The sequence below is a fragment of the Sphingomonas echinoides ATCC 14820 genome, from assembly GCF_000241465.1.
GTDB classification, from domain to species: Bacteria; Pseudomonadota; Alphaproteobacteria; order Sphingomonadales; family Sphingomonadaceae; genus Sphingomonas; species Sphingomonas echinoides.
The window spans coordinates 832,915-847,441 of the sequence record NZ_JH584235.1 but is presented as its reverse complement, the minus strand read 5'-3'; the positions used below and the strand labels follow the sequence as shown (position 1 = coordinate 847,441).

Sequence of the window (14,527 nt, the reverse complement as noted above, 5' to 3'; positions counted from 1 at the left end):
TTACCATCCCATGCCGGTCAGCAGCGGCGAGGCGCCGCGCTCGGCTTCATTGGCGTTCTGGCGGAACAGGCCGAACAGTTCGCGGCCCATGCCGTCAATCTCGCTTGGCATCGAGACCGGCGTGCGCGCTGCCCACTCCGCCGGGTCGACGCGCGCGAACAGTTCGCCGGTCACCGCATCGAGCCGGATCACGTCGCCATCGCGCACGCGCGACAATGGGCCTTCGCCCAATGCCTCGGGCGAGCAATGGATCGCGCACGGCACCTTGCCGCTCGCGCCCGACATGCGGCCATCGGTGACGAGCGCAACGCGGAAACCGCGATTCTGCAGCACGCCGAGCGGTGGGGTGAGCTTGTGAAGTTCGGGCATGCCATTGGCGCGTGGGCCCTGGAAGCGCACGACCACCACCACGTCGCGATCGAGCTCGCCCGCCTGGAACGCGGCCTGCACCGACGCCTGATCGTGGAACACGCGCGCGGGGGCCTCGATCATCCAGCGGTCCTGCTCGACCGCCGACACCTTGATGCAAGCACGGCCGAGATTGCCGGTGAGGATGCGGAAGCCGCCCTCGGGCGCGAACGGCGCGGACGCCGCGCGCAGGATGCTCTCGTCGCCGCTCGGGCCGGGATCGACCCAGGTCAGCGCATCGCCCTCGATCACCGGTTTGCGCCCATAATCGGCCAGGCTGTCGCCCGCGACCGTCAACAGATCGCCGTGCAGCAACCCGGCCGACACCAGTTCGCGGATGACGAAGGGCATGCCGCCCGCCGCCTCGAAGCCGTTCACATCGGCCGAGCCATTGGGATAAACGCGCGTGATGAGCGGAACCGCCTTGGACAGGCGATCGAAATCCTCCCAGTCGAGCACGATCCCGGCGCACGCCGCGATCGCGGGCAAATGCAGCAAATGGTTGGTCGAGCCGCCGGTGGCTAGCAGGCCGATCGCTGCGTTGACGATCGCTTTTTCATCGACGCACAGCCCCAGCGGGCGGTAGCTGTCGCCATGCCAACCATTGGCGGCGAGGCGGTGGACGGCGGCGCGGGTGAGTTCCTGGCGCAGCTTGGTGCCGGGATTGACGAAAGCGGCACCCGGCATGTGCAGGCCCATCACTTCCATCATCATCTGGTTGGAATTGGCGGTGCCGTAAAAAGTGCAGGTGCCCTTGGAGTGATAGGCACCGATTTCGGCCTCGAGCAGCGCCTCGCGGCCGACCTTGCCCTCGGCAAACGCCTCGCGCACGGCGGCCTTTTCCTTATTGGGCAGGCCGGAGGGCATCGGGCCGGAGGGGATCAGCACCATTGGCAAATGGCCGAAGCGCAAGGCCCCCATCAGCAGGCCCGGCACGATCTTGTCGCAAATGCCGAGCAGCGCGGCGCCCTCGAACACGCCGTGGCTGAGCGCGATCGCGGTGGAGAGGGCAATCGTGTCGCGGCTGAACAGCGACAGCTCCATGCCGGGATAGCCCTGCGTCACGCCGTCGCACATGGCGGGCACGCCGCCTGCGACCTGCGCGGTGGCCCCGGCTTCGCGCGCCCACACCTTCATCTGCTCGGGGTAGCGATAGTAAGGCGCGTGCGCCGAGAGCATGTCGTTATACGAGGTGACGATACCGATGTTCATCGCCTTGCCCGAGGTGAGGGCGGGGCGGTCCTCCTCGGTGCCGGCATAAGCGTGCGCGGCATTGGCGCAGCCCATGGCGGGGCGCTCGATATGCGAATCGCGCGCGCGACCGATCAGGTCGAGATAGGCGGCGCGGCTGGCCTTGGAACGCTCGATCACGCGGTCGGTGACGGCGGCGATTTCCGGGTGCAGGGTCATGAAACTTCTCCGTCATGCCGGGCCTGTCCCGGCATCCACCCCGCAGCGCGTCCCGCGATCGCTGGCCAGGCGGCGCGGTGGACCCCGGGACGAGCCCGGGGTGACGGTGCGGGGCGCGTTGCTGTCACGCAGCCGCCCAGTGAATGTCGACCGGCAATTCCGCATCGGCCAGCACGCGGCCGATCGGGTAAGCCGAGGACGGCCCTTGCTTGATCGCTTGCTCGATCACCTTTTTCTTGGCGTCGCCGGTGACCGCGATGATCAGCGCGCGCGCCGAGACGATCGCGGCGCGGCTCAAGGTGACGCGCGCGACCGGCGCTTCCTTGGGCAGCGGCTCTGGCATCACGCCGAGCGCGCGGCGCTCATTCGGTCCCGACAGCGCTTCGTCGAAATCGGGGCCGGGGAAGATCGAGGCGGTGTGGCCGTCGGCGCCAACGCCGAGCAAGCACAAATCGAGCGGCCAGTGCAGATCCTGCATCAGCGCATCGGCCGAGCGCCCGGCGGCCTTGTAATCGGCGGTCGCGGCGGGGACGATCGGCATGACGCGCGCGCCCTTTGGCAGGAAGGTCTTGGCGATCATCGTCACGTTGGACAGCGGATCGCCCAGCGGCACGATGCGCTCATCGGTCGGCACGATGGTGACGCGCTTCCAGTCGATCTTGGCCTTGGCGAGGCGTTCGTAGATCGGGATCGGCGTCTTACCGCCCGACAAGGCGATGACGGCTGCACCGCGCGCATCGATCGCGGCTTCGATGATGAAGCCGATGTCGCCGGCGACGGCATCCGCCATCTCCTCGGCATCGTCATAATCCCACCATTCGATTTCTTCGCTCATGATCTTTGTCCTTATCTCCCTCTCCCCGCTGGCGGGGAAAGGGTAGGGGAGAGGGGGGACGCGGTGCGTCAGACATATGTCTGCCTTCCTACGCCGCCCCCGCGCTTTGCTTTCTCACCCTCCCCGGCGGGGAGAGGGGGATTTCAATCGTCCTGCCAGGTCACCCCGTCGCGTTCGGTCAGCGCGACGGCGGCGCTCGGCCCCCAGCTGCCCGAGGCGTAGCTTTTGGGCTTCATGTCATTGGCGACCCAACCGGCGCGGATCGCGTCGATCCAGGTCCATTGCGCCTCCACCTCGTCGCGGCGGACGAACAGCGTCTGGTCGCCCTCGATCAGGTCGAGCAGCAGCCGCTCATAGGCGATGCGGCGGCGGGTACCGGCAAATTCCGAATCGAGGCTGAGGTTCAGCGGCACTTCGCGCAGGCGAATGCCCTCGCGGTCGAGGCCGGGCTCCTTCGCCATCACCAGCAACTGCACATATTCCTCGGGCTGCAAGCGGATGATCAGCGCATTGGGTTGCAGCAAGCCGCCGCGATTGGAGAACATCGAGTGCGGCACGGGCTTGAACTGGATGACGATTTCGGAGCGCCGCGTCGTCATGCGCTTGCCGGTACGCAGATAGAAGGGCACGCCCTGCCAGCGCCAATTGTCGACATGCGCCTTGAGCGCGACGAAGGTCTCGGTGGTCGAGGGTTTGCCGAGCTCGTCGCTATAGCCGCGTACGATCGCGCCGCCGCTGGCACCCGCCGCATATTGGCCGGTCACCGACATTTGCGGCACGTCGACCGGGGCGACCTGCCGCAGCGAGCGGAACACCTTGGCTTTTTCATCGCGGATCGCCGAGCCGTCGAAGCGGGCGGGCGGCTCCATCGCGATTAGTGCCAGCAATTGCAGCATGTGGTTGGCGACCATGTCACGCAAAGCGCCAGCGCCGTCATAATAGGCCGCACGCTCTTCCAGGCCGACCGTTTCGGAAATGGTGATCTGGACATTGTCGATGCCGCGCGCATTCCACACCGGCTCGAAGAAGCTGTTGCCGAAGCGCAAGGCGAGGATGTTCTGGACGGTTTCCTTGCCCAGATAATGGTCGATGCGGAAGGTCCGCTCCTCGGGGAAGGCGGTGGCGACGGTGTCGTTGATCTCCTGGCTGGAGGCGAGATCGTAGCCGAGCGGCTTTTCCAGGCCGATCCGCACGGTTTCCCCGGCGAGGCCCGCCGATTCGAGGCCGCGAATGACCGGCTCGAACAGCGACGGCGCGGTCGACAGGAAAATGGCGAGCCCGCCGGAAATGTCGCCGACCTTCTCCGCCAATTGCTTGTAATGGTCGAGGTCGGTCGCATCGAGCGCCTGATATTGCAGGCGGTCGAGGAAGGTCTTGGCCGCTTTCTCGTCCTTGCGATCCTCGGGCAGGAACTGGTCCAGCGCCTGCTTGGCGAACTTGCGGAACGTCGCATCGGTATGATCGGAGCGGGCTGTGCCGGTGATCGTCAATCCCTCGGGCAGCAAACCGTCGGCATGCAGGCCATAAAGCGAGGGGAGCAGCATCCGCTGCGCGAGATCTCCGGTCGCGCCGAACAACATCAATTTGGCGACGGGCGTGCGGACGGGCATGCTAAATCGACCTCCTGGGGAAGGGGTCACCTAAAGAGGCGCAAGCGCGCCGCCAAGGTGAATACGTATCACGGGGCACCAAAAAGTTACAGCGTCAGCCCTGCCAAAGGATCGAGCCCGGCCATGATGTTGAGGCTCTGCACGGCGGCCCCGGCAGCGCCCTTGCCAAGATTGTCGAGCGTCGCGATCAGGCGCGCCTGGCCGGTGGCGGCATTGCCGCACACGCGGACGGTCAGCCGATCGGTGCCGGCATCGTCCTCGATGCACACCACGTCGCTATCACCGTCGCCGACGGTGATCAGCGCGCTGTCGGCATAAGCCTCGCGCAGCGTCGATTCGCACACCGCCAATGTCGGGCGGCGGGTGAACATATGCAGGGCCAGCGGCACCTCGACGATCATCCCGCGATAGGTGTTGGCGACCGACGGCATGAAGATCGGCGGATGTTCCAGGCGGGCATGCTTCTGCATTTCGGGCACATGCTTGTGCGCCAGACCCAGCGCATAGGCACGCGCGGCGGGCGGTGGATTGACGCCCTCAAATTCGGCGATCATCGCCTTGCCGCCGCCCGAATAGCCCGACACGGCATTGACGCTGATCGCCCAATCGACCGGCACCAGCCCGGCGCGCACCAGCGGGCGCACGAGCGCGAGGAAGCCGGTCGGATAACAACCGGGATTGCTGACACGCTTCGCCTCGGCGATCGCGGCGGCCTGGCCCGGCTCCAGTTCGGGAAAGCCATAGGTCCAGCCCTCGGCGGTGCGGAACGCGGTCGACGCATCGATCACGCGCGTGCGATCATTGTCGATCAGCGAGACGGCTTCGCGGGCGGCATCGTCGGGCAGGCACAGAATGACAAAGTCGCTGTCATTGAGCGCTTCGCCCCGCGCGACCGTGTCCTTGCGCCGCGCTTCGTCGAGCGAGATCAGCGTGATTTCGCTGCGTCCGGCAAGCCGCTCGCGGATTTCCAGGCCCGTGGTGCCGTGCGCACCGTCGATGAACACCGAGATGCTCATGGTGCGGGCCATGACAAAGCGTCGGCGTCGACATAGCCGACCAGATCCTTGCCCGGTGCGCGGCCCCAGGCGCGGCCGCGGACGAATTCCAGCACTTCGAACACGTCGCCAATCTCCAATTCGACCAGCACCGCCGAATCGGGGGCGGGTTCCTCACGCAAGGCAGCCGCTGCGATCACCACGCGGGGGACGGCGCAGGCATAATGCGGCGCAAAAACGCGGTCGGCCAAGCGAATATCGGCGAGATCGCGGCGCACGGCGTGTCGCCGCGGATCGAGCGTTACGGATGCGCCCTGGAGCGCAAAGCTCCTACGTGCTGGCGCGTCGAAGGCTTCGCTGGGGAGCGTGTTGTGGCGTGCTGTCGCCGATGAACTGCCCGAAATCGTCAAGAAACTCTGCCCCCTCGGAGGTACGTGCGACAAAGATATTACGCTTGTCGTTATCGTCGCGTTGACGGCGCAGATAGCCCAGGGTGCCGAGCCTGTTCAAGGCGCGCGTTATAACGGGCTTCGAAACGTTGAGCATGGTCGCCAGTCCGCGCACGGTATGCGGCCCCGGCTGGAGGTATACCAGCAGCAGCAGGGCCATTTGCCGATTGGTCAAATCGGGCTCGCCCGACCGAACATAATCGATCAGGGTCTCCATCCATTCGGTGAGTGCATGATTGGTGTGTGAAGCCACGGCAAGTGTCCGCAAATGACGCAATAAAGCCCCACAATTGGGGATATTCCTGAGAACCTAACGCGCCGCGCCGCATCAGGTTTCAGTTCGATTGCGGAATGTTTACAACCCTTGGATGCGGCACGCGGTTGATCGCGTGGCGCACCTCGCCTATGTGCCCGGCTTCGCCACTGGCGCACCCAAGGATTCAACCCGCTTCATGCTGCTCTTCCAGTTTCTCCTCGTCGTCCATTTCGTCATTGCGCTGGCGCTGGTGACGGTCGTCCTGATGCAGCGTTCCGAAGGCGGCGGGCTGGGCATGGGCGGCAGCCCGGGCGGCCTGATGTCGGCGCGCGGCGCGGCCGATTTCCTGACGCGGGCCACGTCGATTCTGGGCGGCCTGTTCATCGCGCTCAGCATCCTGCTCGCGGTGCTCGCAGCGCAAGGGCGCGTGGCCAAGGTGGTGGCTCCGACCACGCCGCCGCCCGCTGCCGCCACCGCGCCGATCCAGGCACCGGCGCAGACCGACCCGAGCGTTCCCTTCGCCAGCGGTGCGCGCAGCGCGCTCGCGCCGACCGGCAACACCGCCGCGCGGGCCGATAACGGCACGGTTCCGCTCGCCCAATAAGTCGCGCGCGGGCCGTCTTCCGGTCCGCGCACTTTTCCAAAAATATCGGAGTCGCGTGCTTGTCGCGCCACCCCTCTTCACGCTAGGTCTTTTCTCCCATGGCGCGGTTCATTTTCATTACCGGCGGCGTGGTCTCCTCGCTTGGCAAGGGTCTGATGGCGGCATCGCTCGCCGCCCTCTTGCAAGCGCGCGGCTATCGCGTCCGGATTCGCAAGTTCGATCCGTATCTTAACGTCGATCCGGGGACGATGTCGCCCTATCAGCATGGCGAAGTCTATGTGACGGATGACGGGGCCGAGACCGATCTCGACCTGGGGCATTACGAACGCTTCACCGGCGTCGCTTCGCGCCAGTCGGACAATATCACCTCGGGCCGAATCTATCAGCAGATCATCACGCGCGAGCGGCGCGGCGATTATCTGGGCGCCACGGTGCAGGTCATCCCGCACGTCACCGATGCGATCAAGGAATTCGCGCAAGCCGAGACCGACGATCTCGATTTCGTGCTGTGCGAAATCGGCGGGACGGTCGGCGACATCGAATCGCTGCCGTTCATCGAGGCGATCCGCCAGCTGCGCAACGATCTGGGGCGCGGCAATTCGGTCAGCATCCACGTTACGCTGGTGCCGTATATCGCGGCGGCGGGTGAGTTGAAGACCAAGCCGACGCAGCATTCGGTGCGCGAACTGGCGGCGCTCGGCGTGCAGCCAGACGTGCTGGTGTGCCGCTGCGAACAGCCTCTGCCCGAAAGCGAACGGGCGAAGATTGCTTTGTTCTGCAATGTGCCCAAGACTGCGGTGATCCCGGCGCTGGATGCGAAGAGCATCTATGCGGTGCCGGTGCAATATCACCATGAGGGCCTGGACGATGCGGTGCTCAACGCTTTCGGCATCCTGCCCGGCAGCGCGCCCGATCTGTCACGCTGGACCGATATCATGGACCGGCTGACCAACCCCGAGGGCGAAGTTACCATCGGCGTGGTCGGTAAATATGTCGGCCTGCAGGATGCGTATAAATCGCTCAACGAAGCGCTGGTCCATGGTGGCATCGCCAATAAGGTGAAGGTCAATGTCGAATGGATCGACGCCGAGCTGTTCGAAGGGCCCGATAGCGACATTGCCGCGCGGCTGGAGCCGATGCACGCGATCCTGGTGCCCGGTGCCTTTGGCGAGCGCGGTGCCGAGGGCAAGATCGCCAGCGTGCGCTTCGCGCGCGAACGCGAAATTCCCTATTTCGGCATTTGCTTCGGCATGCAGATGGCGTGCGTCGAGGGCGCACGCGATCTCGCCGGTATTGCCGATGCCAGCTCCACCGAATTCGGCCCGACCGACGAGCCGGTGGTCGGCATGATCACCGAATGGATGACGGCCGAGGGTGTGCAAAAGCGCGAGGCCGGCGGCGATCTGGGCGGCACGATGCGGCTCGGCGCTTATGCCGCCAAACTCGACGGCAACAGCGTGGTGTCGACCATCTATGGCGACACCGACATTTCCGAGCGCCACCGCCACCGCTATGAGGTCAACACCGCCTATCGCGAAGTGCTCGAAAAGGGCGGTCTGGTGTTCAGCGGCATGTCGCCCGACGGGATGCTGCCCGAAATCGTCGAGCGGCCCGACCATCCGTGGTTCGTCGGCGTGCAATTCCACCCGGAATTGAAGAGCAAGCCGTTCGACCCGCACCCCTTGTTCGCCAGCTTCGTCGCCGCAGCGGTGAAACAGTCGCGATTGGTCTAATCGCGCTTATGCGGTCTGGCGGAAGACCGACTGCAGTCCGAAAAAGGAGCGGGCGCGACTGAAATCGTCGGCCCGCACCAAAAATCCTTAAAGATCGCACTGGCTTCGCGCCGCGTCCGCCCATAGTCTTGTCTCCGGACTTGAAGACGTAAGGGGGATCATTTGCGACGCATTCACTCGGTGAGCCTGGCGGTTATTGCTGCCGGGCTGCCTTCCATCGCTTTCGCAAATGAAACCCCGCTCTATCAGCCCGCGCCGGGCTGGATCGTCACCGCGCCGATGCCCGACCTCGCCAAGCTCGACGCGGGCGCGCCGCCGAACCTGATTTTCGATGTCCAGCAACGCATCGAGAATGGGCGGTTATGGGCCTATGTCGATAGCGCAACGCGGATCGCATCGCCCGAGATGCTGGCGCAGGCAACGTCGCTCGCCTTGCCGTGGGTGCCCGACCAGGGCGATCTGATCATCCACGAACTCTCCATCCAGCGCGGGGCCGAGCACATCGACCTGCTCGCCAAGGGCGAGAAATTCACGGTGTTGCGGCGCGAGCAGACGCTGGAGCAACGCGAACTGACCGGCATCCTGACCGCGACGATGGCGGTGGAGGGGTTGCAGGTCGGCGACGTGCTGCGGCTGCGGATGTCGACCACGACGACCGATGCGGCGCTGGCCGGACGGGTGCAGACCGTGATGCCGGTGTTCGCCGCACCGACGCGGCTTGGTTATGCCAAAATGCGCTTCTCCTGGCCGACCGCGACGCCGCCCAAATGGAAGCTGCTCGCCGAGGGCGTTACGCTCACCCCGGTGCGCAACGGTGCCTATAGCGAAGTCACCATCCCCCTGCCGGCCCCGAAGCAACCCGAAATGCCCGCGGATGCGCCGGGCCGCTTCCGGCATCCGCCCTTGATCGAACTGGCGACGTTCAAGGATTGGGCCGACGTCTCGCGCGTGATGGCCCCGCTATACGCGACGCCCGAATCGACCAATCCGAATGACCCGATCCTGGCGGAAGCCGCCGCGATCATGAAGGCCGACCCGACGCCGATCGGCCGCGCGGAACGGGCGCTCGAACTGGTCCAGCAGAAGATCCGCTATCTGGCGGTGGGCATGAACGGCGGCAATTATGTCCCGCAAAAGCCGGAGCGGACCTGGGCGGTGCGGTATGGCGACTGCAAGGCCAAGACGCTGCTGTTGCTGACCTTGTTGCGGGCGATGAAGATCGAGGCTGAGCCCGTGTCCGCCAATATCGGGCTCGGCGACATCGTGCCCGACCGTTTGCCCAGCCCGATGGCGTTCAACCATGTGCTGGTGCGCGCGACGATCGATGGACAAACGCTGTGGCTGGACGGCACCGGCAGTGGAGCGCGCCTGATCGATATCCACGACACACCGCCGCTCGGTTATGTCTTGCCGATGCGCGCGGCGGGTGCCGATTTGCTGAAGATCGAGACCCACGCCAACGCCCGGCCGATGGTGGATCTGACGGTCGATGTCGATGAGAGCGCCAGCGTCGATTTGCCGAGTGCCGTGGATGCGGTGGCGGTGGTCCATGGCGGTTATGCGGCGGCCTTGACCTTGGCCAAGACGCAGATGGGGGAGAAAGAAGAACGCGACTCGGTCAGCGGGTTTTTCACCACTTACCTTGGCGAAGGGCAGTTTTCCGATACTGCGATGGTCCCCGATCCCGCGACGGGCGACGTCACGCTGAAGGCGCATGGCATCGTCAATTCGGCCTGGACGACCGACGATCGTCGGCGCAAGCGCGCGCTGGCGCGGGCGCTCGACAACGTCACTTTCGCGCCGGACCGCAGCAAGGTGGCGTGGACGACGATTCCGGTGGCGACGGGCGATCCGTTCGGGATGCGGTATCGGTTGCGGCTGCGTCTGCCCGACCGGGGGCGCGGCTTCGCGATCGAGGGCGAACCCGACATGAAAGAACGCGTCGCGGGTTACGAAATTTCACGCACGACCAAGCTCGACGGCGGGGTCGTTACGGTTGACGAGCGGATCGACACCGTCGGCCGCGAAGTGCCGGTCGCGCGCATCCCGATCGAGCGCGATGCCGTGGCGACGGCAAAGGCGCGAGCACCGCGTCTGGTCGCCCCGGTGGCGACGGCGCGCAAATGGGACATTGGCGCAAGCGATCCCGCTGGCGCGTCGCAGATCACCGCGATCAACGCGGTTCTGGCCAAGGCGATCGTTGCCACCACCGCCGACGACAGCAGCGCCTATGCCACGCGCGGTTCCTTCCGGGCGAATACGGGGGATCGCGTGGGGGCGGTTGCCGATTGGACGAAGGCGATCGCGATTGAACCGTCGATCGACCTGTATTTGAAGCGCGCAGCGTCGCGCTACGAAATGGGCGATGTCAAAGCCGCGCTGGCGGATGCCGAGGCGGCGCGGGCGCTCGATCCGTCATCGGAAGCTGCGATCGGCCGTGTGACGATGCTGAAGGCGGAAAACGGCGATCTGGCGGGCGCGCTCGCGCTGCTCGATCAGCGGATCGCGCTGGGCGGGGAGATGCGAAGGACATTCCGCACCGTCAAGGCCAGCCTGATCGGGGAATATGGCGATCCGACGGAGGCCATCGCGCAGTTCGACGCCTTGATTGCTGACAAGCCCGGCTCTCCCAGCCTGATGAATGCGCGATGCTGGGCCAAGGGCACGCGCAGCGTAATGCTCGATACCGCGGTAAAGGACTGCACCAGGGCCATCGAATTGAGCGAGGACAGCACTGCCGCGCTGGATAGCCGGGCTATGGTGTGGTTCCGGCTCGGCCGGTTTGACGACGCGCTGGCCGATCTCGATGCGGTTCTCGCCGCCGAGCCGGGACAGGCCAGCAGCCGCTTCCTGCGGGCGATCGTGCTGCAACAGCTCCACCGCGATGCCGAGGCGGCAAGCGAGTTGAAGATCGCCCGGCGGATCACCCCGAGCGTCGACCGGCATTATGCGCGCTATGGAATCAAGGCGCGGTAAATAACAAGAAGGGGAGATGGCCGTGCCGAAGCGCGGCCATCTCCCGCTTGGCGTTACGCCGCCTGGACGGTGCTGGCATCCTCGACCGCGACCAGCGGGGTGCCGGTCTTGATCGCGATCGTCTTGGGCTTCATCGCCTCGGGCACTTCGCGGACCAGGTCGATGGTGAGCAGGCCATCGTTCAGCCGGGCATCCTCGACCCGCACGAAATCGGCGAGTTCGAAGCGACGCTCAAAGCTGCGATTGGCGATGCCGATGTGAAGGAACGAGGAGGATGCGGCCTCTTTCTCGTCCTTGCGGCCCTTCACCTGCAACAGGTTCTGCTGCGCGGTGATCTCGATCTCGTCGCGGCCAAAGCCCGCCACGGCCAGCGTGATGCGGTAGCGGTCGCCGTCGAGGCGTTCGAGGTTGAAGGGCGGATAATTGTCGGCGCTCTGCTGCCGGGCATTGGCTTCGAGCATGTCGAACAGCCGGTCGAATCCGACGGTCGAGCGGCGATAGGGGGTCAAATCGAACTGACGCATGGTGAACTCCTTTACAAGCGAGTGTCGGTACGTCGAGCCGGGCCCGCCACCTGCGCGACCCCGCCCGGTGCGGCCCCACGGGCACCGCACGCGCAGAATCTGGTTCGCTTCGGCGTCAGTTCAAGACCTGCCGGTACAGAATTTCGCGGCGGTAAAGACCAGCTTTGGTGGCGCAAAGAAGGAGAGGGCGTGAATATCCCCTCAAACGATGGGCATTATGTGCCGACTCGGGGCAAAGCTCCGGAACAAGGGGACGTTCATGCTCGCGCACTTGCCGCTTATTCTGCTTGCCCATGCGACGCTCGCGCCACCCTCGACGCTGCCGGAGCCCGCTGCGCCGGAGGTGACCGATGGCGATGCACAGGCAAATACGGGCGATATCGTGGTCACCGCACGCCGCCGCGCAGAAACCGAACAGACCGTGCCGATCGCGCTGTCGGTGCTGAGCGGGCGCACGCTGGCCGACAGTGGCGCGTTCAACGTCAACCGGCTGCAGCAGCAAGTTCCCTCGCTGCAATTCTATTCGAGCAACCCGCGCAATTCGGCGATCAACATTCGCGGGCTGGGCGCGCCGTTCGGCCTGACGAATGACGGGATCGAGCAGGGCGTCGGTTTCTATATCGATGGCGTGTATATCGGGCGCGTCGGGGCCGCGACCTTCGATTTCGTCGATGTCGACCGGGTCGAGGTGCTGCGCGGGCCGCAGGGGACTCTCTACGGCAAGAATACGACCGCGGGCGCCCTCAACATCACCACCCGTGCGCCGAGCTTCACGCCCGAGGCGCGCGCCGAACTCAGCGTCGGCAATTATGATTTCGTACAGGGCAAGACTTCGATTTCGGGGCCGATCACCGACACGCTGGCGATCCGCCTGTCGACCTCGGCGACGACGCGGCACGGCACGATTTACGATGTGGCCAGCAACACCGATCTCCACCGCCAGCGCAATATCGGGTTTCGCGGGCAAGTGCTGTACAAGCCGAGCGACACGCTCAGCCTGACGCTGGCGGGCGATCTCAACGTGCAGAACCCGTTGTGCTGCGCGCAATATTATGCGCGCGTCGGCACCACGCAGCGCGCGGCGAACCGGCAATATGCGGCGCTGGCGGCGGCGTTCGGCTATGCGCCGCCCAGCACCAACCCGTTCGATCGCGTCACCGATCTCGATGCCACGATCAATTCACGGCAGGAAGTGGGCGGGGCGTCGCTTGTCACCAATTGGGATTTGGGGGCGGCCACGCTGACCTCGGTGTCGGCATGGCGCTATTGGGACTGGAAGCCGGCCAATGACCGCGATTTCATCGGCCTGCCGATCACCACCGTGTCGCAGAACCCGTCGCAGCAGGAACAGGTGTCACAGGAAATCCGGCTCGCGTCGAACGGAACCCACAAGCTCGATTACACGGTTGGCGCGTTCCTGTTCCACCAGACGATCAACACCCAAGGGTCGCAGGTGCAGGGATCGGCAGCGAGCCGGTATTTGCTCAACCCCGGCAACGTGCCGGTGGGATCACGCGGGTGCGCGTCCCCGACCGCCAATGCCTGCAACCCGGCGGTGCTGAACGGGCTGACCTCGACCAATACGATCAATTTCAAGAACACCAGCTTCGCCGTGTTCGGCAAGCTGAACTGGGAAGCGTTCAGCCATTTCCACGTCCAGCCGGGCATCCGCGTCAATTATGACAAGAAGAGCGGCTCCTATGTCTCGGTCGTCACCACTGGCAGCGGCAGCACCACGCTGAACGCTGACCAGTCCGCCACGCTCGCCCCGCAAAGCTATGCGCCGCGCTTCAGCGCGTGGAACGTGTCGGGAGATGTCACGCTGTCCTATGATTTTGCGGCGGATGTGCATGGCTATGCGACCTATGCGAAGAGCTTCAAATCGGGCGGCATCAATTTGTCGGGCTTGCCGCTCAACGCGGCGGGGACGGCGGTCGATCTGACCACGCAGACGGTGAAGCCCGAAAAGGTCGATGCGTTCGAGCTGGGCCTGAAGACGCAATTTTTCGATCGCCGCGTGACACTGAACGTCGCCGGGTTCTGGACCGAAATCGGCGATTATCAGGCGACGGTGAATAACGGCCAGTTGACCGTGATCCGTGGCTATCTCGCCAATGCCGGCAAGGTGCGCTCGCGCGGCGTGGAGTTCGACGCGAGCTTCCGCCCGAGCAAGCGCTTCAACCTGTATCTCAATGGTGCCTATACTGACGCGATCTACAAGAAATTCACCAACGCGCCGTGCCCGCCCGAGCTCTCCGGCGGCACGGTGACGACGGGCACGCCTGGTCCGGCAGGGGTGCCGGGATCATTGAGCCCGGTGGTGTGCGATATTTCCGGGCAGCGTCTGCCCGGCATCTCGAAATGGTCCTTCTCCTACGGTGGCGAATATAATGTGCCGGTCGGCGGCGGGGACGGGCAAGTGTATCTGGGGTATGACGGCAGCGCGCGCTCGCGCTTTTCGTCCAATCCGTCACCTTCGGCTTACACCTGGATCGAGGGGTATTCGCTGTCCAACTTCCGGCTTGGCTATCGCAAGAAGGACTTCAACGTCTTTGCCTGGGTGCATAATGCGTTCGACCAGGATTATTTCGAATTGTTGTCGACGCAATCGGGCAGCACCGCGCTGATCGTTGGGCAGCCGGGCGACCCGCGGACCTTTGGCGCGACGATTTCGGCATCGTTTTGAGGCGTAGCCGTCACCCCGGCCTTGTGCCGGGGTCCACTCCG

At 65.0% G+C, this 14,527-nt stretch carries 11 protein-coding genes; 4 read left to right on the top strand and 7 right to left on the bottom strand.

Annotation, left to right across the window (positions count from 1 at the left end):
* The 6 genes from edd to ON00_RS03925 all read right to left on the bottom strand — a co-directional run bounded on the left by edd (position 1) and on the right by ON00_RS03925 (position 5,924).
* A complete protein-coding gene (gene edd, locus ON00_RS03950) occupies positions 1-1,818 on the bottom strand; it encodes a phosphogluconate dehydratase (RefSeq protein ID WP_010403331.1) in 1,818 nt (605 codons plus the stop codon).
* Between the two features lie 124 nt (positions 1,819-1,942).
* Entirely contained in the window at positions 1,943-2,653 is a 711-nt protein-coding gene (gene pgl / locus ON00_RS03945) for a 6-phosphogluconolactonase (RefSeq protein WP_010403330.1), read from the bottom strand.
* Between the two features lie 143 nt (positions 2,654-2,796).
* Positions 2,797-4,263: a glucose-6-phosphate dehydrogenase gene (gene zwf, locus ON00_RS03940; RefSeq protein WP_010403329.1), complete on the bottom strand. Its 1,467-nt coding sequence runs from the start codon at positions 4,261-4,263 to the stop codon at positions 2,797-2,799.
* Between the two features lie 86 nt (positions 4,264-4,349).
* On the bottom strand, positions 4,350-5,279 hold the full coding sequence (gene argC, locus ON00_RS03935; RefSeq protein ID WP_029622420.1) for an N-acetyl-gamma-glutamyl-phosphate reductase: 930 nt from the start codon (positions 5,277-5,279) through the stop codon (positions 4,350-4,352).
* Positions 5,276-5,536, bottom strand: a complete 261-nt coding sequence (locus ON00_RS03930; RefSeq protein ID WP_010403327.1) for an SH3 domain-containing protein — start codon at positions 5,534-5,536, stop codon at positions 5,276-5,278. Before ON00_RS03930 ends, argC begins: the two co-directional genes overlap by 4 nt.
* A gap of 52 nt (positions 5,537-5,588) precedes the next feature.
* A complete protein-coding gene (locus tag ON00_RS03925) occupies positions 5,589-5,924 on the bottom strand; it encodes a MarR family transcriptional regulator (RefSeq protein WP_029622419.1) in 336 nt (111 codons plus the stop codon).
* 235 nt (positions 5,925-6,159) lie between these two features.
* Between ON00_RS03925 and secG the strand changes: the two genes are divergently transcribed.
* The 3 genes from secG (at position 6,160) to ON00_RS03910 (ending at position 11,276) form a co-directional block, all read left to right on the top strand.
* On the top strand, positions 6,160-6,567 hold the full coding sequence (gene secG, locus ON00_RS03920) for a preprotein translocase subunit SecG (RefSeq protein WP_029622418.1): 408 nt from the start codon (positions 6,160-6,162) through the stop codon (positions 6,565-6,567).
* Positions 6,568-6,665: 98 nt separating this feature from the next.
* Entirely contained in the window at positions 6,666-8,300 is a 1,635-nt protein-coding gene (locus tag ON00_RS03915; RefSeq protein WP_010403321.1) for a CTP synthase, read from the top strand.
* Between the two features lie 162 nt (positions 8,301-8,462).
* Complete coding sequence (locus ON00_RS03910; RefSeq protein WP_245535530.1) at positions 8,463-11,276, top strand: DUF3857 domain-containing protein; 2,814 nt, start codon at positions 8,463-8,465, stop codon at positions 11,274-11,276.
* 53 nt (positions 11,277-11,329) lie between these two features.
* On the opposite strand, the gene ON00_RS03905 is transcribed toward ON00_RS03910, so the two are convergent.
* Positions 11,330-11,800 carry an Hsp20 family protein gene (locus tag ON00_RS03905; RefSeq protein WP_010403315.1) on the bottom strand — a complete coding sequence of 157 codons (471 nt, stop codon included), beginning with the start codon at positions 11,798-11,800 and terminating at the stop codon, positions 11,330-11,332.
* Positions 11,801-12,059: 259 nt separating this feature from the next.
* On the opposite strand from ON00_RS03905, the gene ON00_RS03900 reads away from it, so the two are divergent.
* Positions 12,060-14,486, top strand: coding sequence for a TonB-dependent receptor (locus tag ON00_RS03900; protein ID WP_010403313.1), 2,427 nt, complete (start codon positions 12,060-12,062; stop codon positions 14,484-14,486).
* Positions 14,487-14,527: the final 41 nt, after the last annotated feature.